Annotated in this window: 20 protein-coding genes; 10 read left to right on the forward strand and 10 right to left on the reverse strand. The window is 66.0% G+C overall.

The window, feature by feature from the left end; genetic code table 11:
- Positions 1–154 precede the first annotated feature (154 nt).
- The gene (lpxC, locus tag QHG62_RS22900) at positions 155–1,078 is read left to right on the forward strand and encodes a UDP-3-O-acyl-N-acetylglucosamine deacetylase (RefSeq protein ID WP_281147929.1); all 924 of its coding nucleotides are present in this window, start codon (positions 155–157) and stop codon (positions 1,076–1,078) included.
- Positions 1,079–1,111: 33 nt separating this feature from the next.
- Positions 1,112–1,288, forward strand: a complete 177-nt coding sequence (locus tag QHG62_RS22905; protein WP_281147930.1) for a hypothetical protein — start codon at positions 1,112–1,114, stop codon at positions 1,286–1,288.
- Positions 1,289–1,315: 27 nt separating this feature from the next.
- On the opposite strand, the gene ruvC is transcribed toward QHG62_RS22905, so the two are convergent.
- From ruvC to QHG62_RS22920, 3 genes are read right to left on the reverse strand one after another with little or no spacing between them, the layout of a single operon-like run.
- A complete protein-coding gene (gene ruvC, locus QHG62_RS22910; protein WP_126747934.1) occupies positions 1,316–1,864 on the reverse strand; it encodes a crossover junction endodeoxyribonuclease RuvC in 549 nt (182 codons plus the stop codon).
- 3 nt (positions 1,865–1,867) lie between these two features.
- On the reverse strand, positions 1,868–2,857 hold the full coding sequence (locus tag QHG62_RS22915; protein WP_281147931.1) for a phosphatidate cytidylyltransferase: 990 nt from the start codon (positions 2,855–2,857) through the stop codon (positions 1,868–1,870).
- 13 nt (positions 2,858–2,870) lie between these two features.
- The gene (locus tag QHG62_RS22920) at positions 2,871–3,773 is read right to left on the reverse strand and encodes a 1-acyl-sn-glycerol-3-phosphate acyltransferase (RefSeq protein ID WP_281151780.1); all 903 of its coding nucleotides are present in this window, start codon (positions 3,771–3,773) and stop codon (positions 2,871–2,873) included.
- Positions 3,774–3,780: 7 nt separating this feature from the next.
- Here QHG62_RS22920 and QHG62_RS22925 point away from each other — a divergent pair, with 7 nt between their 5' ends.
- On the forward strand, positions 3,781–4,218 hold the full coding sequence (locus QHG62_RS22925) for a DUF2809 domain-containing protein (RefSeq protein ID WP_281151782.1): 438 nt from the start codon (positions 3,781–3,783) through the stop codon (positions 4,216–4,218).
- On the opposite strand, the gene QHG62_RS22930 is transcribed toward QHG62_RS22925, so the two are convergent.
- Genes QHG62_RS22930 through QHG62_RS22950 form a run of 5 tightly spaced genes read right to left on the reverse strand, consistent with a single transcriptional unit; the run spans position 4,163 to position 9,408 of the window.
- Entirely contained in the window at positions 4,163–4,909 is a 747-nt protein-coding gene (locus tag QHG62_RS22930; RefSeq protein WP_281147932.1) for a transglycosylase domain-containing protein, read from the reverse strand. The two genes, QHG62_RS22925 and QHG62_RS22930, sit on opposite strands and share 56 nt — an antisense overlap.
- The gene (aroE, locus tag QHG62_RS22935) at positions 4,906–5,766 is read right to left on the reverse strand and encodes a shikimate dehydrogenase (protein WP_281147933.1); all 861 of its coding nucleotides are present in this window, start codon (positions 5,764–5,766) and stop codon (positions 4,906–4,908) included. Before aroE ends, QHG62_RS22930 begins: the two co-directional genes overlap by 4 nt.
- A 34-nt stretch (positions 5,767–5,800) precedes the next feature.
- A complete protein-coding gene (locus QHG62_RS22940; RefSeq protein ID WP_281147934.1) occupies positions 5,801–6,652 on the reverse strand; it encodes an energy transducer TonB in 852 nt (283 codons plus the stop codon).
- A 53-nt stretch (positions 6,653–6,705) separates the two neighbouring features.
- Entirely contained in the window at positions 6,706–8,763 is a 2,058-nt protein-coding gene (locus tag QHG62_RS22945) for a ribonuclease catalytic domain-containing protein (RefSeq protein WP_281147935.1), read from the reverse strand.
- A 51-nt stretch (positions 8,764–8,814) separates the two neighbouring features.
- Positions 8,815–9,408, reverse strand: coding sequence for a YqiA/YcfP family alpha/beta fold hydrolase (locus QHG62_RS22950; protein ID WP_281147936.1), 594 nt, complete (start codon positions 9,406–9,408; stop codon positions 8,815–8,817).
- A gap of 357 nt (positions 9,409–9,765) precedes the next feature.
- Between QHG62_RS22950 and QHG62_RS22955 the strand changes: the two genes are divergently transcribed.
- The 3 genes from QHG62_RS22955 to rodA are packed head-to-tail and all read left to right on the forward strand — an operon-like array spanning position 9,766 to position 13,546.
- Positions 9,766–10,503 carry a response regulator transcription factor gene (locus QHG62_RS22955; RefSeq protein WP_281147937.1) on the forward strand — a complete coding sequence of 246 codons (738 nt, stop codon included), beginning with the start codon at positions 9,766–9,768 and terminating at the stop codon, positions 10,501–10,503.
- Positions 10,500–12,356: a sensor histidine kinase gene (locus tag QHG62_RS22960; RefSeq protein ID WP_281147938.1), complete on the forward strand. Its 1,857-nt coding sequence runs from the start codon at positions 10,500–10,502 to the stop codon at positions 12,354–12,356. Before QHG62_RS22955 ends, QHG62_RS22960 begins: the two co-directional genes overlap by 4 nt.
- A gap of 32 nt (positions 12,357–12,388) precedes the next feature.
- Positions 12,389–13,546, forward strand: a complete 1,158-nt coding sequence (gene rodA / locus QHG62_RS22965) for a rod shape-determining protein RodA (RefSeq protein WP_281147939.1) — start codon at positions 12,389–12,391, stop codon at positions 13,544–13,546.
- A 2-nt stretch (positions 13,547–13,548) separates the two neighbouring features.
- Here the strand turns inward: rodA and QHG62_RS22970 are convergent, their stop codons facing one another.
- Together QHG62_RS22970 and QHG62_RS22975 are read right to left on the reverse strand one after the other, a co-directional pair.
- Positions 13,549–14,730, reverse strand: a complete 1,182-nt coding sequence (locus QHG62_RS22970; protein ID WP_281147940.1) for a M20 aminoacylase family protein — start codon at positions 14,728–14,730, stop codon at positions 13,549–13,551.
- A gap of 10 nt (positions 14,731–14,740) precedes the next feature.
- Entirely contained in the window at positions 14,741–15,742 is a 1,002-nt protein-coding gene (locus tag QHG62_RS22975; RefSeq protein WP_281147941.1) for a tripartite tricarboxylate transporter substrate binding protein, read from the reverse strand.
- Positions 15,743–15,889: 147 nt separating this feature from the next.
- On the opposite strand from QHG62_RS22975, the gene QHG62_RS22980 reads away from it, so the two are divergent.
- From QHG62_RS22980 to QHG62_RS22995, 4 genes are all read left to right on the forward strand, one after another.
- Positions 15,890–16,831, forward strand: coding sequence for a LysR family transcriptional regulator (locus QHG62_RS22980; protein ID WP_281151784.1), 942 nt, complete (start codon positions 15,890–15,892; stop codon positions 16,829–16,831).
- Positions 16,828–18,288 carry a metalloprotease TldD gene (tldD, locus tag QHG62_RS22985; RefSeq protein ID WP_281147942.1) on the forward strand — a complete coding sequence of 487 codons (1,461 nt, stop codon included), beginning with the start codon at positions 16,828–16,830 and terminating at the stop codon, positions 18,286–18,288. Before QHG62_RS22980 ends, tldD begins: the two co-directional genes overlap by 4 nt.
- Before the next feature lie 47 nt (positions 18,289–18,335).
- Positions 18,336–18,878 (forward strand): hypothetical protein, encoded by a 543-nt coding sequence (locus QHG62_RS22990; protein WP_281147943.1) that lies wholly within the window; start codon positions 18,336–18,338, stop codon positions 18,876–18,878.
- A 225-nt stretch (positions 18,879–19,103) separates the two neighbouring features.
- Positions 19,104–20,222 (forward strand): 3-deoxy-7-phosphoheptulonate synthase, encoded by a 1,119-nt coding sequence (locus QHG62_RS22995; RefSeq protein ID WP_281147944.1) that lies wholly within the window; start codon positions 19,104–19,106, stop codon positions 20,220–20,222.
- Position 20,223 lies beyond the last annotated feature (1 nt).

Raw genomic sequence — 20,223 nt, forward strand, 5'->3', positions numbered from 1 at the left:
GAAGAACTGAAAGGGACTTCCGCCGGCTCTACGCGCTGCGTTCGCTTCGTGCCCCTTGCGTCCATCGTGGGCGCTTGAAATAGAACCTATGTCTATCGGTGCCATAGCGAGGGGCATAGGCAGCCATGCCCGTCGCGCGCCTAAAATTGCGGGCGTGCTGCAACAAAGAACCCTCAAGTCGATCAGCCGCGCCGTGGGCGTGGGGCTTCACAGCGGACAACGCGTGGAGCTCACGCTGCGCCCGGCGCCGGCGGACACGGGCATCGTGTTCCGGCGCGTCGACCTGCCCGAGCCGGTCGACATCCGCATGACCGCTGAAGCGGTAACCGACACGCGGCTGGCTTCCACGGTTTCGACCGGCGGGGCCAAGGTGCAGACCGTCGAGCATTTGATGTCTGCCTGTGCAGGCCTGGGCATCGACAACCTCTACATCGACATCACGGCCGACGAAGTGCCGATCCTCGACGGATCGGCCTCGTCGTTCGTGTTCCTGCTTCAAAGCGCAGGCATCGAACTGCAGAAGGCGCCGCGCCGCTTCATTCGTGTGACCCGCAAGGTCGAGGTGCGCGAGGGCGAGGGCGCCAACGAGAAATGGGCGAGCCTGGAGCCGTACCACGGCTACAAGCTGAGCTTCGAGATCGACTTCGACCACCGCGTGGTCAATTCCACCGGCCAGCGCGTGGAGTTCGACCTGGGTTCCGACTCTTACAGCCGCGACATTGCGCGCGCCCGAACCTTCGGCTTTACCAAAGAGGTCGAATACATGCGCAGCAAGGGCCTGGCGCTTGGCGGCGGGCTCGACAACGCCATCGTGATGGACGACACCAAGGTGCTCAATGCCGGCGGATTGCGCTACGACGACGAGTTCGTGAAGCACAAGATCCTCGACGCCATGGGCGACCTGTACATCATCGGCAAGCCGCTGTTGGCCGCTTACACCGCGTTCCGCTCGGGCCATGCGCTCAACAACAAGTTGCTGCGCGAACTGCTGGCCAACAGCGACGCCTACGAGGTTGTGACCTTCGAAGACGAAAAGCGCGCACCGCGCGGTTTCGGCGAAGTGGCGCGGGCCTGGTAGCGGGCTCTTCTTTCTTCTTCTCACCTCCAGGCAATGCTCGTCTTCCGCTGGGCCATTCTGCTGCTGTTGCTGGTGGCGGGCGTGTCCTTCGCGTTCTATGCCGGAACGGGGCAGGCCAGGTACCGGCGGTTCGGCTGGATCGTGCTCAAGTGGACGCTGCTTGCCGCCTTCGGCTTCTTTGCGGTGCTGATCGCCGAACGGGTGGCCTAGCAGCAGGCTGGGCCTGAAACGGCACTGCTACCTCGAGCGCCCTTGCCGGTAAGTGCCGGCATGCGTTTTCGACAGATCGGCCGCCTCGGCCAACCGCGCCATCGAGCGGCCCACCTGCGCATGGGTGATGGCAATGCCGAGCGCGTCGGCCGCGTCTGCGCCGGGCAAGCCGGGCAGGTCGAGCAGGCGCTTCACCATTTCCTGCACTTGCGCCTTGGCGGCCTGGCCGTGGCCGGCGACGGCTTTCTTCATCTGCAGCGCGGTGTATTCGGCCACCGTGAGCTTGCTGTTGACCAGCGAGGTTACGCAAGCGCCGCGCGCCTGGCCCAGCAGGAGCGTCGACTGCGGATTGACGTTGACGAAAATGATTTCGACCGCCGAAGCATCGGGCTGGTAGCGCTCTGCGATTTCGGCAATGCCGTCGAACAGCACCTTGAGGCGGGCCGGCAGGTTGCCGCTGCCCAGGTGCCGTGTGCTGATGGTGCCGCTTGCCACGTAGCGCAGCGCGTGGCCGTCCGCGTCCACCACGCCGAAGCCGGTGGTGAGAAGGCCGGGGTCGATGCCGAGAATGCGCATGTGTCAGACGTTGAAGTACCAGCGGATCGAATGAAAGAAGATGGGCGCCGCAAAACACAGTGCGTCCACACGGTCGAGCAGGCCGTTGGCACCAGTCACGCCGACACCCTTCTTGCCCCAGTTGGGAATGCCGCGGTCGCGCTTGAGCGCCTTCATCACCAGGTGGCCCATGGAGCCTGCAATGCAGGCGATGAACGACACCGCAAGCGCCTGGCCGAACTTGAAGGGCGTGATGAACGAGAACAACGCGCCTACCAAGCTGGCTACCACGATGCCTATGCCCCAACTGGTCCAGTTGAAGCTGCGGCTGACGTTGGGCGCAAAGGGTTTGCGTTGCGTGCGGCGCGAGATCACATGCTGCACCAGCACCGAGGTCTGCACGACGAACACCAAAAAGAACACGAGAAAGGCGCTCTTGCCTTCGTAGCCCGGAAAGCTCAGCAGAAGCAGCGCCGGCACATGGCTCATGCCGTAGATGCAGACCATGATGCCCCATTGCAGCTTGGCATTGCGCTCGAGAAAGTGGCTCGGATCGTTGGCGAGTGCGCTTGCCACGGGAATCGCAAGAAACACGTAGACCGGAATGAACACGGTGAACAGGTCGAAACGCGCGGTGCCGACGAGCCAGAACTGGATCGGGAGCACCACGAAGAATGCGAGGATGAGGCTGCGGTGGTCGCCGCGCCGTGTGGGCGAGAGCGTGATGAACTCGCGCAGCGCGAAGAACGCAATGAGCGCGAACAGCACGGTGGCCACAGTTTCGCCCAAGGCCCAGCCGACCCAGAACACGATCACCATGAACCAGGTAGTGCCCAGCAGTTTGCGGTAGTGGGCGAGCTCGGCTTGCCATGCGGCGTCGTGCACGGGGTTGCGGCGCTCCCTGAAGCTCAGGAAGAGCGCTGCCGTGCTTGCAATCACGAGCAGGCCGAAGACGATGAGGAACAGGGTCGCGACTTGCTGAGTCGCGGTGAGGCTGCGCAGGAACTGGTTCATCGCAAGGTTCCGCTCAGACGTCGCGCAAGGCGATCACCGCGGCACGCGCGCGATCCAGGAAAGGGCGGCGCTCTTCGCCTTCTTCCACGCGGATCGGCGCACCGAACGTGACCGAGCACAAGATCGGCACCGGCACGATCTCGCCCTTGGGCATGACGCGCTGCACGTTGTCGATCCATGCCGGCACCAGCACCACTTCGGGAAACAGCGTGGCGAGTGTGTAGAGGCCGGACTTGAACTTCTGCGGCTCGCCCGTGTGGCCGCGCGTGCCTTCGGGAAAGATGATGATCGAGTCGCCGCTGCGCAGCGCTTCGACCAAAGGTGCGAGCGGATCGGGCGCGGAGGCCGCAGCGGACTCGGACGGCGCTGCTTCAGCCATCACGGCCGGCGGTTCGACAGAGGGGGCAGCCGGCGGGGGAGGCGGCGGCGCCGGAAGATCGAGCCGCCCTTGCACTTCGTCGAACGCCTCGGGGGTGACATCGACGATAGGCGGTGCCATCGGCGCCGCCGGCAACAGCGGCTCCATCGAAGGCTCGATGCGCTCGGCCGGCGCTGTAACGGTGACGCGTACTGGCGCGGGCGGCGCCTCAGGTTCCGCCGCAGCGGCTGCCGCCGGTGCTGCCGAAGCGGGCGCAGTGGCCGCCCGTTCAACATACACCGCGTTGAACACCTCCGTCGTGATCCATCGCTTGAACGGCGTATTGGCCCAGTAGTCGCGCGCGGCAATGGGCCGCGTGATGCTGCGCAGCTCCTCGGGCAGGGCGGCCCAGATCATCACGAGATCGGCGTGGCTCTGGTGATTGGCGAAATAGATGCGCTGCTCGGCCTTGGGCGGACAGCCGTACCAGCGTGCCTGGGCCCCGGTGAGCAACCGGACGATTCCCAACAACAACCAACCTGTGAGCTTTGCCAGCATGGGCGCGATGATACGGGTCATGCGATGGCGTTTCGATCCTCTTTCTCTGGTGTGGGCGGTGGCCCTGTTCTTTGTTCTCGTGCTGCTGGCCACCGTCGGCGCGCGCTGGGGCTGGCTGCGGAGTTTCTTCGGCGACGTGCTGGCCGTGGCATGGGTGTACGTCGTCTTCAAGACTTTCATTGCCGCGCGCGTTCTGCCCTTGGCGCTGGCCGCGTTGGGCGTGGGCCTGGCGGTCGAACTGGGGCAGTTACTGGCATCGGCCTGGCACCTGCACATTCCGAATCGCACGCTGCGCATCGTGCTCGGCAGCACGGCCGACTGGTGGGACGTGGCGGCCTACCTGATCGGCTTTGCGGCCGTGCTGGCCATCGAAGCGCTGTATGGCGCTATCAGGGCAGCTCGGTTGCAGGCATCCGCGCCACGATCGTCGAAGCCCGCCCGCTGAGGTAAGAAGAAGACCCCAGCCGGCGCTCGAAGAACTTGGGACTCGGCAGCATCACCGCCAGGCGTGCGGCTTCGCCCGCGCTCAGGCGTGAGGCGGGTTTCTTGAAGTAGTACTGGGCTGCGGCTTCGGCGCCGAACACGCCTTCGCCCCATTCCACGTTGTTGAGATAGATCTCGAGGATGCGCCGCTTGTCGAGCAGCACCTCGAGCGTCATGGCAAGCACCAGCTCCTGGCCCTTGCGCAGTAGTGTGCGCTCGCCGGAGAGCAGCAGGTTCTTTGCGAGCTGCTGCGTGATGGTGGAGCCGCCCCGCAGCTGCACCGGCCGCACCGGCTTGCCGCGCGCAATGGCACGCGCCGCGCGCCGGGCCGCGAGCTCTTCGGCCTTGGCATTGCGTTGCCGGGCGCGCTCGATGGCTTCCCACTCCACGCCGTTGTGGTCGATGAAGTCGGCATCCTCGCTGGCGATGACCGCACGCTTGAGGTTGTCGCTGATCTGCGCGTAGGGCACCCACTCCTGGCGCCAAGCGCCCTTGCTGCCCTGGTGAATCGCAATCTGCCAGGCTTCGGAGCGCTGGAACGCCGTGCTCTGCGGAGCGATCACGGCCATGGCCGCGATGCGCGCCACAAAGAAAAGCTCGAGCGCCACGCCCGCCACCAGCAGGCAGCCGATCAGCCGCAGCAGCCCCTTCATTGGCCGGCGGCGAGGGAGGCGCGCAGTTCGGCCAGCACCTGTGCGGCGGGCGGGCGCACGCCGCGCCAGGCCTCGAAGGCTTCGGCCGCTTGCTCGACCAGCATGCCGAGTCCGTCGCGCCCTGCGGCGCCGTGCGCTTCGGCCCAGGCAATGAAGCCGGCGGCGGCAGGCCCGTACATCAGGTCGACCGCGAGCGCGCCGGGGCGCAGCACCTGCGCACGCACCGGCACCGCATCGCCCGCAAGGCTGGAGGCGGTGGCGTTGATCACCACGTCGAAATTGCCGGGTACTTCGTCGAGCGCCCATGCTTCCAGCGTGGCGCCGTGGCGCAATGCCAAGGCCGCATGTCGCTGCACCAGGGCCATGGCCTTGCCGACGGTTCGGTTGGCCACCACGATGCGCGAGGCGCCCGCATCGAGCAGCGGCCCCAGCACGCCCGCTGCAGCGCCGCCTGCGCCGATGAGCAGCAGCTCGCAGCCTGCCAAAGGTACGGCGGCGTTGCGCACGATATCGTTGACCAGGCCGATGCCGTCGGTGTTGTCGGCATGAATGCTGCCGTCCGCTTCGAAGCGCAGCATGTTCACCGCCTGCGCAAGCTGCGCGCGTTCGCTGGTGTGCTGCGCAAGCGCGGCCGCGTCGAACTTGAACGGCACCGTGACATTGCAGCCGCGCGCGACGTTGCCCTGCTCAGCGGCTTCTCGCCGAAAGCTGGCGACGCCTTCGGCAAAGGCACCGATCGGCACGAGCCGGCGGGTGTATGCCATCTGCTGCTGGCCGCAGAGCTCGGCAAATCGGGCATGGATGCGGGGCGAGCGGCTGTGCTCGACGGGGTTGCCCATTACGCAGTACAGGTCCATGGCGCCGTGGTTCGCAGTTGTTGCTGTTGGGTTGCTATTGAGAAGAGAGCTCGATGGTTTCGTCGCGTGTGAACTTGAAACGCGACTGCAGCACGATCTGGTCGGTCTGCTTGCGCATTGCATCGGTGAACTTGCCGAAGTTGCCGATGCTGTGCACGATGGCCTTGGCGCGCCGGTCGAGGGTGACGTCGCCCGAGCTTTCGTCGACCACGGTGTCGAGGATCTTGCCGTCGTGGTTGATGGTGATCGTCATCTTGAGCTGGCCGTAGAGCTTCTTGCCGGCGGCCGTGGGAAAGTTCTCGGTGCCCCGCACCTCGATGCGGCGGCGCAGCGTGTCCACGTAGATGGCATAGGCCGCCTCGCGCGTGGAAGGGCTCAGGTAGCGCTTCTTGGGGCGGGCGTTTTCTTCGTTCACACGCCGTTCGATCTCGGCCAGCAGCTCGACCATCTGGCGCCGCTTTTCCTCGCGTGCCACGGCCTCTTTGGGATCGCCCGAAACGCGCGGGTCGGGGGCGGGCATGGCGGCCAGGTCGCGCTTGAGCTGCGCGAGCAGTTGCATCTGCTGCGCCTGCATGGCCTCGACCTGGCGCTGCGCTTCCTCGGCGGAGTCGCCCACGGCGGTAAAGCTCGAAGGCGGCAGCGGGCTGGTGGCACGGCCCCGTTCGAGGTCGCCGCCGCCCGCCAGCGAGGTTTGCGCCATGACCCGGGCCGTGGCGTCGGGCTTGTCGTTGGTCTTGCTGTTGACCAGGATTACCTCGAGCGGCGTGTCGCTGAAGACCCGGTTGAACGATTCAGGGTCGACGAAACGCACCGTCAGAAGTGCGGCGTGCGCGATGACCGACACACCGAGTGCGATCTGCAGCGTGCTCAGATCCCTGAAGTTCATTGACGACGCTCCTCGCGGCTCATTGAATGTTTTTTGTATGTTCCGCGCCGCACTTATGCCGGCGTGTTCTCCGGGGCCGGCTCGCTGTCGGTGAGATCGACCGCAATGGCAATGGGGCCGGCCACTTCTTCTTCCTCGTCGCCGCCTTCCTCTTCGGTTGCGGCATCCGCCTTGGGCGCGTCGAGGCGCTCGAGCACCGTGCCGTGCACGTCGAGCGCAATTTCGTCGATCTCGCCGAGCTTTACGCGAAGGCGCGCACCGCGCTCCTGCTGGCCCGCCACCGGGAACACCAGCGGCAGCGTGTCCGCACGCACCAGCGCGCCGTTCTGGATGTCCTTGATGACGGTGACTTCAAGCTCGGTGATGCCTTGCTGCTCCAGGTACTTGAGCGTCCAGAAGCGTTCCATGCCGCCCTGGTAGGCGTTGTAGGTCGCGTAGGCGGCGTCGAAGCCCGAGAGAATCGAGAACAGGTCGGCGTCCTTCGGCTTGAAAGGCGCGGCCAGCGCGGCAGTCTTGCCGTGGCGCGCGGCTGCGATGATCTGCCACTGGTTCACCAGGTCGGTGTAGCGGCGCAGCGGCGAGGTGCTCCAGGCATAGCTCTTCACGCCCAGGCCCGCATGCGGCAGCGCCCGCGTGCCCATGCGCACCTTGATGCCCGGCGCCAGGCTCGCCTGGCTGCGGTAGAGCCCGGGCACGCCGAGCTCGCCGAGCCAGCCGCCCCAGCTGCTGTTGGCCAGGATCATGGCCTCGGACACGATCAGGTCGAGCGGCGCGCCGCGCTGGCGCGTGGTGATCTGCACCTGCTCGCTGCCATCCGGCTCGCCGTCATTGCCGACCAGGCGAAAGTTGTAGTCGGGCCGGTTGAAGTTCTCGGGCTTGCCGCGCACCACTTCGCGCTGGGCCTTCAGCTGCTTTGCGAGACGGAACAGGAAGGAGAGCGGGGCACGCAGCTTTGCAGCAGCCTCGGGCGTGTTCTCGTTCGTGAAAGACGCGTCTTCGAGCCAGGGCTGGGTGACGATGCTGTCGAGCTGGTCGTGCCGCAGGTTGGCGACGATGGGCACGCGTTCGAGCTTGGTCTCGGTCGATTGCAGCTCGAGCGTGGCTTCGTCGAAGCGCGCGTAGAGCGACACCGCCGGGCGGTCGCCGCCTTCGAGCAGTGTGTAGGCGCTGACCACCTCGTCAGGCAGCATGGTGATCTTGTGGCCCGGCATGTAGACCGTGGACATGCGTGCGCGTGCCACTTGGTCGATGGCGCTGCCGGGCGTGAGGGCGAGGCCCGGCGCGGCAATATGGATGCCGACCGTGACCGTGCCGCTGCCCAGGCCCTGGACCGACAGCGCGTCGTCGATTTCGGTGGTTTGCGAATCGTCGATCGAGAAGGCTTGCACGCCGGCGGCCAGCGGCAGGTCGTCCACGATGGCGGGTGCGGCGAGTGCCGGAAAGCCCGTGCCCTTGGGAAAATTCTCGAAAAGAAAGCGGCGCCAGTGAAACTGGTAGGGCGAGTCGATGGCGCCGGCCCGCTCCAGCAGATCGAGCGGCGGGCGCTGCGTGGCGCGCGCGGCGTCGACCACGGCCTTGTATTCGGGCGCGTTCTTGTCGGGCTTGAACAGGATCTTGTAGAGCTGCTCGCGAATGGGCTGCGGGCAAATGCCTTCGGCCAGCTGGCCGGCCCATTCGACGATTTGCGCCTGGACGAGTTTTTTCTTTTCGATGGCGGCCAGCGCCTGCTGCACGATTTCGGCCGGCGCCTTCTTGAAGCGCCCCTTGCCCGCGCGGCGAAAGTAGTGCGGCGCCTCGAACAGCGCGAAAAGCGCGGCGGCCTGCTGCGCGAGCGTGGGCTTGTCGCTGAAATAGTCGGCGGCCAGCTCGGCAAAGCCGAATTCGCCCTCGGCCGCGAATTCCCACGCCAAGTCGAGGTCCATCGTGGCCGCGATGGCACGCGCTTCGGCAATCAGCTCGGCCGGGGCCGGTTTCTCGAAACGCAGGACGATGTTGGCGCCCTTGACCTTGACGCGCTTGCCGGTGTCGAGCTCGACCTGCGCCGATGCTTCGGCCTCCGACAGCACGCGGCCGCCGAGGTACTTGCCGGCTTCTTCAAACAATACAAACATGAGCCGATTGTCCCACGCTGGACCTGGCGCGCCGCTCGGCGCCGGAGGGACTCAGACCGGGTTGATGAACTCGATGATGTCGTCCAGATGGTTCTGTTCGAAATCGGACAGCGCATGGTCGCCCCCTTCGAGCAGCTTGATATTGCTGTCCGGGTAGCGTGCGGACATCTCATGCCAGTCGAGCGCCTCGTCGCCCTTGGCGATGATGGCCAGCACGCGCTCGGGGCGCGTGAGGGCGCCCACCTCCATGGTGCGCAGCTCCTGGATGTACTCGGGCCGGAAATAGAAGTGCTCGGCCGGGTCGTGCCACGTGGTCTGGTCGCCGATATAGAGCTGCAGGTCGCGTGCGGGGTGCACGGCGGGGTTGAGCAGCACGGTGCGGCAGCGCGTCATTCCCGCAACGTAGGTGGCATAGAAGCCGCCGAGCGAAGAGCCGACAACGGCCATCGACTTGCGCGGCCAGTCTGCAATGCCTTTCATCACCATGTCGATCGCCTCGCGCGGGGAGGGCGGCAATTGCGGGCACCACCACTGCAGGTCGGGATGCTCCGTCGCCACGCGGCGCGCCATCAGCCGCGCCTTGGTCGAGCGCGGCGAGGAGCGGAAACCATGCAGATACAACAGGTGAGTGGTTTTCGGATCCATGCGAGGCGGAGACTGAAAGTGTTGCGTTCGACGCAACTCCATGGAAGGAGCCGGGTAATTTTGCATGAGGTCCGTGTGCGTGGCGCGGCTACCGGTAAGGGCTCTTCTCGCACGCAGGCTTCGTACGGGAAGCTGATTGTTTACCACTGGGGTCTCCGGGGCGCGGAATTTTCTGCATCCGAGTGGCTCTGGCCTTGTCTCGGAACCCGAAAGTACTCAGCTGGCGCGCCAAAAACGGCCAAGTCGATCGGGTCGTGTTGCATTTTTGCAAGGCGGCGAAGTTTCGCGGCCCGCGCCGGTGCCTGCATCCCATGAAGATGGGAGGCGCCGCGGCCTTTTGAATGGGCCCGGCGGCTTATGCTAAAGCCCATGAATATCGAGGCTCTTGATGCCGGAACTGCGCGCCGCTGGGGCGTCCTCGTGGTCGAGGACGACAGCCGCGCGCGTGCCTTCTTCGAGGCCAGCGTGCAGCGCAGCCCGAGCCTCTTCTGGCTGGGAAGCGCCGGTACCGTGCAAGAGGCGCTGGCGTGGCTTGCCCAGACGGCCACCATTCCCGACGTGCTGCTGGTCGACCTTGGCATGCCCGACGGAAGCGGGCTGGACGTGATCCGCGAGGCTGTTGCGCGCTTTCCGGGCTGCGAGCCGCTGGTGATCTCTGTCTTCGGGGACGAGGAAAACGTGCTTTCCAGCATCGAGGCCGGTGCGGTCGGCTACATCCACAAGGACGCGGCGCCCGAGGACATTGCGCAGACCATCGTCGAGATGAAGGCCGGCGCCTCGCCGATCTCGCCCATGATCGCGCGGCGGGTTCTTGCCAAGTACCGCAGCTTGCAACTGGCGGGCACGCCCGTCGCGGCAGTGCCCCAGGCGGCTGCCGACAGCGCAGCGCCCAGCCTGCTCTCCGCTCGCGAACACGAGGTGCTGACGCTCATAGCGCGCGGCTTTTCCTACGCGGAAATCGCCCGGCTCAAGAGCTTGAGCGTGCACACGGTGCAGACCCACATCAAGAATCTCTACGGCAAGCTGGCGGTGCACTCCAAGAGCGAGGCGGTGTTCGAGGCCACGCGGCTCGGCCTGCTTTCCCATCCCGGGTGAACCGTGTGGCGGGGGGCCTGTTCGCAAAGCCGTGGGGGGCGCTGCTCGCGCTTTGGTTCGCGGTAGCCTTGATGGCAGCGGCGGGCGCCGCAGCGGCGGAAGGCCCCATTGAACTGCGCAGCGGCACGGCGACCGTCACTGTCGACGGCGCCACGCACACGGCGGCGGTCGAGCTTTCTTATCACTGGGATCGCAAGCACCAGGGTCGCCCCGGCTTCGCGAGCTTCGAGCTGCCTTTTACGCTCGATGCTGTGCCCGAGACGCCGTGGGGCATCTTCATTCCCCGTGCCGGCAACGTGTTCGAGGTGTCGCTCAACGACGCGTTGCTCCAGGTCTATGGCGACCTCGGCCGCGGCAACGGCGCTGACTACGCCAAGGCGCCCATCTACGTGCCGGTTCCCGGGCACCTGTTGAAGGCGGGCGACAACCATATCCGGATTCGCATCCGCGCCGACGGCGCCCGGCGGGCGGGTCTGTCGCGCGTGACCATCGGGCCGGCCACGCCGGTACGCACCGATCTATTCGAGAGTGCCTATGGCTGGCGTTTTACCGGCTCGGTGCTCCTGACCGCTTTCAGTCTCATCGTCGGGGGCATTGCACTGGCGCTGTGGCTTACGCAGGTCGATGTCGAAGCCGTGGCGGGGCATCGGCGCGAAAGCATCTATTTCTGGGCCGCGCTCGCCGAATTCTGCTGGGCCCTGCGGGTGGCCGACGGCGTGATTGCCGAACCGCCCCTTCCCTGGCCGGCCTGGGGTGTGCTCATGGCCGCCTGCTACGCCGGCTGGATGGCCTCCGCCATGATGTTCTGCTATCACCTTGCGGGTTGGGACGGCCGGCCCCGCTTGCGCTGGCTGCGCTGGCCCATGGCGGGCGTGGTGGCCGGAACCATCGGCGCCAGCTCGATGGCGCTGTTCCGTGAAGAGCCGTACTGGCTCACCGGCTGGCTCGCGGGAGAAATCGTGTTCATCACGCTGTTCGTCTCGGCCTTTGTGGTGGGGACGGTCAGGCGGCCGACCATGGAGCGCCTGCTGGTGGCGGCCGCCGCGCTGGTAACGCTGGGCTTCGGCATCAGGGACTGGCTGGTGATTCGCCTGAGCGACTCCTACGGCGAGACCACCTGGGTGCGCTATTCGTCCGTTTTCTTCGGCGTTGCACTGCTGCTGATCGTGCTCAGGCGCTTTCACGCCGCAAGCATCGAGGCGCGGGGTTCGGTTGCGGCTTTGGCCGAGCGGGTGGCGCAGCGCGAACGCGAGCTTGCATCGACCTTTGCGGCGCTGGAGCAGGTGGCGCGCGACCAGGCCCGCACCCATGAGCGCGAACGCATCCTGCGCGACATGCATGACGGCGTGGGTTCGCGCATCAGCTCGGCCATCCGGCAGCTGCAGTCGGGCCAGACCAGCCCCGAGGAGCTGCTGCGGACCCTGCAGGACTCGCTCGACCAGCTCAAGCTGTCCATCGACTCCATTCACCTGCCGCCGGGCGATGTCGGCGCCCTGCTGGCGGCGCTGCGCTACCGGCTGGAACCGCGCCTTGCGGCCGCGGGCATCAGGCTGGAGTGGGGCGTGGAAGAGGTGCCCACGGTCAGGGGGCTGGACGCGCAGGGCATGCGGCAACTGCAGTTCCTGCTCTTCGAGGCCATTTCCAACGTGCTGCAGCATGCACAGGCCAAAACGCTCCGCATCGAGGCGCAACCGGCGGCCGGCGCGGTGCAACTGCGCGTGATCGATGACGGACGGGGCTTCGACGCAGCGCGGGTGCCCCGGGCGCTGGCGGAGCAGGCCGGCGCGGTCGGCGCTCGGCTTGCGGTCGAAAGCCGAGTGGGGCGCACGGTCGTTCAACTCGAATTCGACTGACGGGCGTTGCGGGGCGCGGATAATCCAGCCCCATGTCCGCCGTGTTCAATCAGCCCTCCCTGGCGCGCCGCGTCGCGCCCATCTTCCAGGGCTTCGACGGCTTTCTGGCCTTTGCCGTGCTGTTGCTGGCATTTGCCGGGTTGCTGACCATGTATTCGTCGGGTTACGACCACGGCTCGCGCTTTGCGGATCATGGGCGCAACATGCTGCTGGCCGGCTTCATCATGTTCGTGGTGGCCCAGGTGCCGCCGCAGCGGTTGATGATGTTCGCAGTGCCGCTCTACGTGGCGGGGGTGTCGCTGCTGGTTGCCGTTGCGCTGTTCGGAATCACGAAAAAGGGCGCGACGCGCTGGATCAACGTCGGCGTGGTGATCCAGCCCAGCGAAATCCTCAAGATTGCAATGCCGCTGATGCTGGCCTGGTGGTTCCAGCGCCGGGAGGGCCAGCTGAGGCCGCTCGATTTCGTGGTGGCCACGGTGCTGCTGGCCATTCCGGTCGGGCTCATCATGAAGCAGCCCGACCTGGGCACTTCGCTGCTGGTGCTTGCCGCCGGTCTGGCGGTGATCTTTTTCGCCGGGCTGCCGTGGAAGCTCATCGTGCCGCCAGTGGTGATTGGCGCCGTGGCCATCACGCTGATCGTGGGCTTCGAGTCGCAGCTGTGCGCCGATGGCGTCGATTGGCGGGTGCTGCACGACTACCAGAAGCAGCGCGTTTGCACACTGCTCGACCCGAGCAAGGATCCGCTGGGCAAGGGGTTCCACATCATCCAGGGGATGATCGCCATCGGTTCGGGCGGCGTGGGCGGCAAGGGGTTCATGCAGGGCACGCAGACGCACCTCGAATTCATTCCCGAACGCACCACCGACTTCATCTTTGCCGCGTATTCCGAGGAATTCGGCCTCGTGGGCAACCTTGCGCTGATTGCGGCTTTCATCCTGTTGATCTTTCGCGGGCTGGCCATTGCGACCAACGCCACCACGCTGTTCTCCCGGCTCTTGGCCGGGGCGGTGACGATGATTTTCTTCACCTATGCCTTCGTCAACATGGGCATGGTGAGCGGCATCCTGCCCGTGGTGGGCGTGCCGCTGCCGTTCATCAGCTACGGCGGTACTGCCATGGTGACGCTGGGGCTGGGGCTGGGCATCTTGATGTCGATCGCCCGGGCCAGGAAGCTGTCCCAGTCGAACTAGCTTCAGCCTGTGCCGGCCAGGAAGCGCTCGGCCAGCAGCACCCAATACGCGGCTCCGAGCGCAACGTTGTCGTCGTTGAAGTCGTAGCCAGGGTTATGGACCATGCAGGCCCCGGCACTGTCCCCGTCGCCATTTCCTATCAGCAGGTAGCTGCCCGGCACCTGTTCGAGCATGAAGGCGAAGTCCTCGCTGCCAGTCAGCGGCGGGCCTTGCGGTGTCACGCATTCGGCTCCCACCAGTTCCACCGCAACCTGCCGCGCGAAATCCGTTTCGGCCGGCGTGTTGACCAGCACCGCATAGCCCTTGCGCCAGTCGATCACGGCCTTGCAGCCGAAGCTCTCGGCCTGCGCGGCAATGACGGCCTTTACGCGATTTTCGAGCAGCGCGCGCACCTCGCGGTCGAGCGCCCGCATGCTGATCTCCAGCGTCGCGCTGGCCGGAATCACGTTGTTGGCCTTGCCCGCGTGGATGGCACCCACCGTGACCACGCCCATCTGGAGCGGGTCGATATTGCGGGAGACCACGCTTTGCAGCGCCATGACGATGCTGGCTGCCGCCACCACCGGGTCGGCGGTGCGGTGCGGCATGGCGCCGTGCCCTCCCACGCCCTCGATCACCACGGTGGCGTAGTCGGAAGAAGCCATGGCGGCACCCTCGCGCAGCGAAAACCGGCCTTGCGAGAGGCCCGGCATGTTGTGCATGGCAAAGATGGCGTCGCACGGATACCTGTCGAACAGGCCGTTTTCCATCATGCGAAGCGCGCCGCCGCCGCCTTCTTCGGCAGGCTGGAAGATCAGGTTGAGCGTGCCGGAGAAACGCCCGCGCGCGGCCAGGTGGTGCGCCGCGGCCAGCAGCATTGCGGTGTGGCCGTCGTGGCCGCAGGCGTGCATCACGCCGTGATTGCAGCTGGCGTAGGGCAGGCCGGTGGCCTCGTCGATGGGCAATGCATCCATGTCGGCGCGAATGCCCAGGCGCCGCGCTCCGTCTCCGCGGACCAGACGGCCCACCACGCCGGTGCCGCCCAGCCCCTGTGCCACCTCGTAGCCCCAGGCCTGCAATTTCTCGGCGACCAGCGCGGCGGTGCGGTGTTCGCCGAAAGCCAGTTCCGGGTGGCGGTGGATGTCGCGGCGAATGCCGATGAATTCTTCGGCGTGGTGCTGCAAGTCTTCAATCAGGTTGTTCATGCAGTGGTGCCTATTGGGGTTGCAGGTGGATGGACTTTGCGATGTCGCGGTAGCGTGCGGTTTCGCTTTCGAAGAATTTCTGTGCTTCGGCCAGCGAGGTGGGGGCCGAGGCCAACTGCGTCTGTGCCGCAAGCTGCGAGCGCACGCCCGCATCGACCAGTGTGGCGCCAATTGCCTTGTGCAGGCGCTGCACGACGTCCTCCGGCGTCTTCCTGGGCACCAGGAAGCCGCTCCAGGTCTTGTAGTCGAAGTCCTTGAGTTCCTTGCTCTCGCTCATTGCGGGCACGTTCTTCAGGAGTTCGGAGCGGCGAGCGCCCAGTTGCCCGATCACCTTTAGCCGGCCTTGCTCGGCCAGCGCTCCCATCGCCGCGCTGTAGACCAGCACCGCGAAGTCGACCTGGCCCCCGCCGATGTCCTGCAGCAGCGGCGCGTTGCCCTTGTAGGGCGCATGGTTGAGCTTGATGCCCGTCTGCAGCTGTACCTTTTCGAGCAGCAGGTGGTAGAGCGAGCCGATGCCTACGCTGCCGTAGCTCAGCGGCTCGGCGGACGACTTGCGGGCCAGTGCAATGAGCTCGTCGACGCTGTTGGCCGGCAGGTCCTTGCGCGCCACGAACACCATTACCGCCTCGGCCACCGGTGCCACCAGGCGAAAGTCCTCGGCCTTGAGCTTCACGGCCGCATTCGCGAGCGGCGAAAGGATGACCTCGTTGGGCGAGCCCTGAAAGACGTAGTAGCCATCTGCCGGCGCGGAAAGCACTTTCTGCGCGGCAAGGGCGCCGCTGACGCCGCCCAGGTTCTCCACGATCACCTGCTGCCCGAGTTCGCGGCCCAGCGGTACCGTGAAGATGCGCGCCGTGGCATCGGAAGGCCCGCCCGCGGGATACGGAACCATGAGGTTGATGGGCTTGGCCGGATAAGGCTGCTGCTGCGCGAGTGCCGCGGCGCCGGTGGCCGCCAGCAAGCCGCAGGCGAGCAGGTTGCGCCTGCGGAAGAAGGACTTCGTCGTCGTCATGTGTGTCGCTTTCGTGGGTTGAGGGCGATTCGGTGAGCGCAGCAGAAGGGCGCGCCAATTCATCCTAGGGGCGCGAAAACCCCTCGTCCAATGCATTGTTCTTTGCATTAGCATGAGTTCAACTCATTCTTTTGTTCATCCGTGCCCATGACCCTGGTGCAGCTTCGGCATCTGATCTCGCTGGCCGCCACCGGCTCTTTCAGCGCTTCGGCGCAGGTCATGCACCTGACGCAGCCGGCGCTCAGCCGCAGCATTCGTGCGCTGGAAGACGAACTGGGTCTGCCCCTGTTCGACAGGGTGGGGCGCCGCAATGAACTCACGCCGTTCGGCAAGCAGGCGCTCGAGCGTGCGCGCCAACTGGTGCTCGACGCGGAAGACCTGCACGGCAGCGGCCGCCTCGTCGGCCATGCCGAGGGCGGCGAACTGCGCGTCGGCATGGGCTCGGGCCCCGGTGCCATGCTGATGACGCCGTTGCTGATGCGCATGGCCGAGCGCCACCCGAAGGTCCGCACGGTAGTGGCCCGTGGACACACCGACATGCTCCTCCAGGCGCTGCGGGCCCGCACGCTGGATGCGCTGGTGGTGGATGCACTCTCGCTCAAGCCGGCGCCCGACCTGAAGCTGGACACCGTACGCGAGATGCGCGGCGTGTTCATGTGCCGGCCTGGCCACCCGCTCGCACGCAAGCGCGGAGACGTTGTTTTTGCCGACGTGCAGAACTACCCCATCGCCTCCACGCCGCTCAGCGATCAGGTAGCGGCAGCCCTGGTCGAGGCCCACGGGCCGCAGGCGCATCCCTCGGCATGCGTCACGCTGCAATGTGAAGAGGTGCCGAGCCTGGTCGAGGTTGCGCGCAGCAGCGACACGGTGCTGCTGGCCATTCGTGCCGCGGCGCCCGATCTGCAGGAGCTCGACGTGCGTCCGGCGCTGGCGCGCGTGGCGCGCTTTGCGGTGGTGACCCTCGCCCGCCGCACCGAGGCGCCGGCACTGGCCATCCTTCGCGAGCTGGCCGACGAGTTCCTGCGCGATCAAGCGGGCCCGCCCCCGCTGAAGCGCAGAAGCCGGGCGCGAGCAATAATCCGTCAATGATCTCTCGCGAACCTACCATCGAGCGCCTTGCCACGGCGCAACAACTCCTTCTCACGCCCTTCGGCCTGGACGAATCGCACCTGAGCAAGGCACTGGCCGAGATCACCGCCCACAAGGTGGACGACGCCGACCTGTACTTCCAGTACACGCGCAGCGAGGGCTGGAGCCTCGAAGAGGGCATCGTCAAGACCGGCAGCTTCAGCATCGACCAGGGCGTCGGCGTGCGCGCGGTCAGCGGCGAGAAGACCGCATTCGCCTATTCGGACGATATTTCGGAGGCATCGCTGCTCGACGCGGCCCGCACGGTCCGCTCCATTTCCTCCGCCGGCCGCACTGGCCGCGTGAAGACGCCGGCTCGCAAGATTGCTTCGAGCCGCTCGCTCTATAACGGCGTCGATCCCATTTCCACGCTCGACAGCACGGCCAAGGTCAAGTTGCTCGAGCGGGTCGAGAAGCTCGCCCGTTCGCGCGATCCGCGCGTGGCGCAGGTCATGGCCGGCCTGGCGAGCGAGTACGACGTGGTGCTGGTGGCGCGCGCCGACGGCACCCTGGCAGCCGACGTGCGGCCGCTGGTGCGCCTGTCGGTGACCGTGATTGCCGAGCAGAACGGCCGGCGCGAGGTTGGCTCCGGCGGCGGGGGCGGGCGTTTCGGCCTGGCCTACTTCACCGACGAACAGATTGCCGAATACGTTGACCAAGCCGTGAAGGCTGCGCTGACCAACCTCGACGCCCGTCCGGCGCCAGCCGGCGAAATGACCGTGGTGCTCGGCTCCGGCTGGCCCGGCATTCTGCTGCACGAAGCCATCGGCCACGGGCTGGAAGGCGACTTCAACCGCAAGGGCTCGAGCGCGTTCTCGGGCCGCATCGGCCAGCGCGTGGCGGCCAAGGGCGTCACAGTGCTGGACGACGGCACCATTGCCGACCGCCGCGGCTCGCTCAACGTGGACGACGAGGGCAACGCAAGCCAGCGCAACGTGCTCATCGAAGACGGCATCCTCAAGGGCTACATCCAGGATTCGCTCAACGCACGCCTCATGAAGGTCAAGCCCACCGGCAACGGCCGCCGCGAGAGCTACGCCCACGTGCCGATGCCGCGCATGACCAACACCTACATGCTCGGCGGCGACAAGGACCCCAAGGAAATCGTGGCCAGCATCAAGAAGGGCTTGTACGCCACCAACTTCGGCGGCGGCCAGGTCGACATCACCAGCGGCAAGTTCGTGTTCTCGGCGAGCGAGGCCTTCTGGGTCGAGAACGGCAAGATCCAGTACCCGGTGAAGGGCGCGACCATCGTGGGCAACGGCCCCGACGCGCTCACCCGCGTGACCATGATCGGCAACGACATGGCGCTCGATTCCGGCGTGGGCACTTGCGGCAAGGAAGGCCAGAGCGTGCCCGTGGGCGTTGGCCAGCCTACGCTGCGCATCGATGGTTTGACCGTAGGCGGAACGGCCTGAGAGCTTGCTAAGCTCGGCTCCTTATTTTTCAAAAAGAGGAGCACTTGATGAGGATCAGGATCAATTCGTCCGCAGCCCTGTGGGCTGCAACTGCCGCAGTGGCGCTCGCAACCGCAGGTTGCGCTTCGCGCGGCGGTTCGGGCGACAACAGCCAGCCCACGGCGTCGGCGCCCGCTGCCAGCGCACCCGCCGCCCCGGCGCGCGGCGGCGTCAAGGCCGGCATGGACGCCAAGGGCAACGTCATTGATTCGTCCAAGGTCGAAGCCGGCAGCGGCCGTACCGTCAAGGGCCTGAACGGCTACGAAGGCGAGATCACGGGTGTTCCCGCACGCAACAGCAAGTTCTCGCGCCTGCAGATCGGCATGAGCGCCAAGCAGGTGACCGACCTCGCCGGCCAGCCGACGGACCAGGGCGCCTATGTCACGGGCAAGGCCTTCATTCCGTTCTACTTCGGCAGCGACCGCCACCGCTACGAGATGACCTACAAGGGCCAGGGGCGGCTGGTTTTTGCAGGTGGCGGCATGGGCGACTACTCGGGCGGCAACCTGATCTGGATCATCCACAACCCCAACGAGTCGGGCTACCGCTAAGCGTTCGGAGCCGGGCTTTGCCCGGCTTTTTGTTTTCCGTGCTACATTTCGCCCACATGTCCGCCCTCCGCGCTTATTTCTTTGCCTACTTTTGGTTCCCGGTTTCCGGCGGACGAGAGGCGAGCGCGTAAAGCAAACGAACACCCTCCCAGAACCGCCGGTGGCCCAGAGCCCCCGGCGGTTTTTTTATGCCCTGACGATTTCACTCCAACAAGGAAAAGCACCATGAGCACGAACACTGCCCCCGCCAGCGACAGCTGGTATGCGAGCGTCGAAAAAACCAGCAAGACCGACGACGAACGCATCAAGGACATCAACGTGCTGCCCCCTCCCGAACATCTGATCCGCTTCTTTCCGATTCGCGGCACGCCGGTCGAAACGCTGATCGAGGGCACGCGCCGCAACATCCACAACATCATGGCGGGCAAGGACGACAGGCTGCTGGTGATCATGGGGCCGTGCTCGATCCATGACCCCGCCGCCGCGCTCGAATACGCCCGCCGCCTGAAGGTGGAGCGCGAAAAGTACGCCGGCACGCTGGAAATCGTCATGCGCGTGTACTTCGAGAAGCCGCGCACCACGGTGGGCTGGAAGGGCCTCATCAACGATCCGTACCTGGACGAAAGCTACCGCATCGACGAGGGCCTGCGCATTGCGCGCCAGCTGCTCATCGACATCAACCGGCTCGGCCTGCCGGCGGGCAGCGAGTTTCTCGACGTGATTTCGCCGCAGTACATCGGCGACCTGATCGCCTGGGGCGCCATCGGCGCGCGCACCACCGAAAGCCAGGTGCACCGCGAACTGGCCTCGGGTCTCTCCGCGCCCATCGGCTTCAAGAACGGCACCGACGGGAACATCCGCATCGCCACCGACGCCATCCAGGCGGCGGCGCGCGGCCACCACTTTCTCTCGGTGCACAAGAACGGCCAGGTGGCCATCGTGCAGACCAACGGCAACCGCGACTGCCACGTTATCCTGCGCGGCGGCAAGGCGCCGAACTACGACGCCGCGAGCGTCGAGGCCGCCTGCAAGGACCTCGAAGCCGCCAAGCTGCCGCCCACGCTCATGGTCGACTGCAGCCACGCCAACAGTTCCAAGCAGCACCAGAAGCAGATCGACGTGGCCAAGGACATCGCCAACCAGATCGCGGGCGGATCGAACCGCGTGTTCGGCGTGATGGTCGAGAGCCACCTGCAAGCCGGCGCCCAGAAGTTCACGCCAGGCAAGGACCAGATCGCGGGCCTCGAATACGGCAAGAGCATTACCGATGCGTGCCTGGGCTGGGACGATTCGGTGCAGGTGCTCGACGTGCTTTCACAGGCAGTCAAGCAGCGCCGCGGGTAAG

The sequence above is a fragment of the Variovorax paradoxus genome (assembly GCF_029919115.1).
In the GTDB taxonomy this organism is placed as follows: domain Bacteria; phylum Pseudomonadota; class Gammaproteobacteria; order Burkholderiales; family Burkholderiaceae_C; genus Variovorax; species Variovorax paradoxus_O.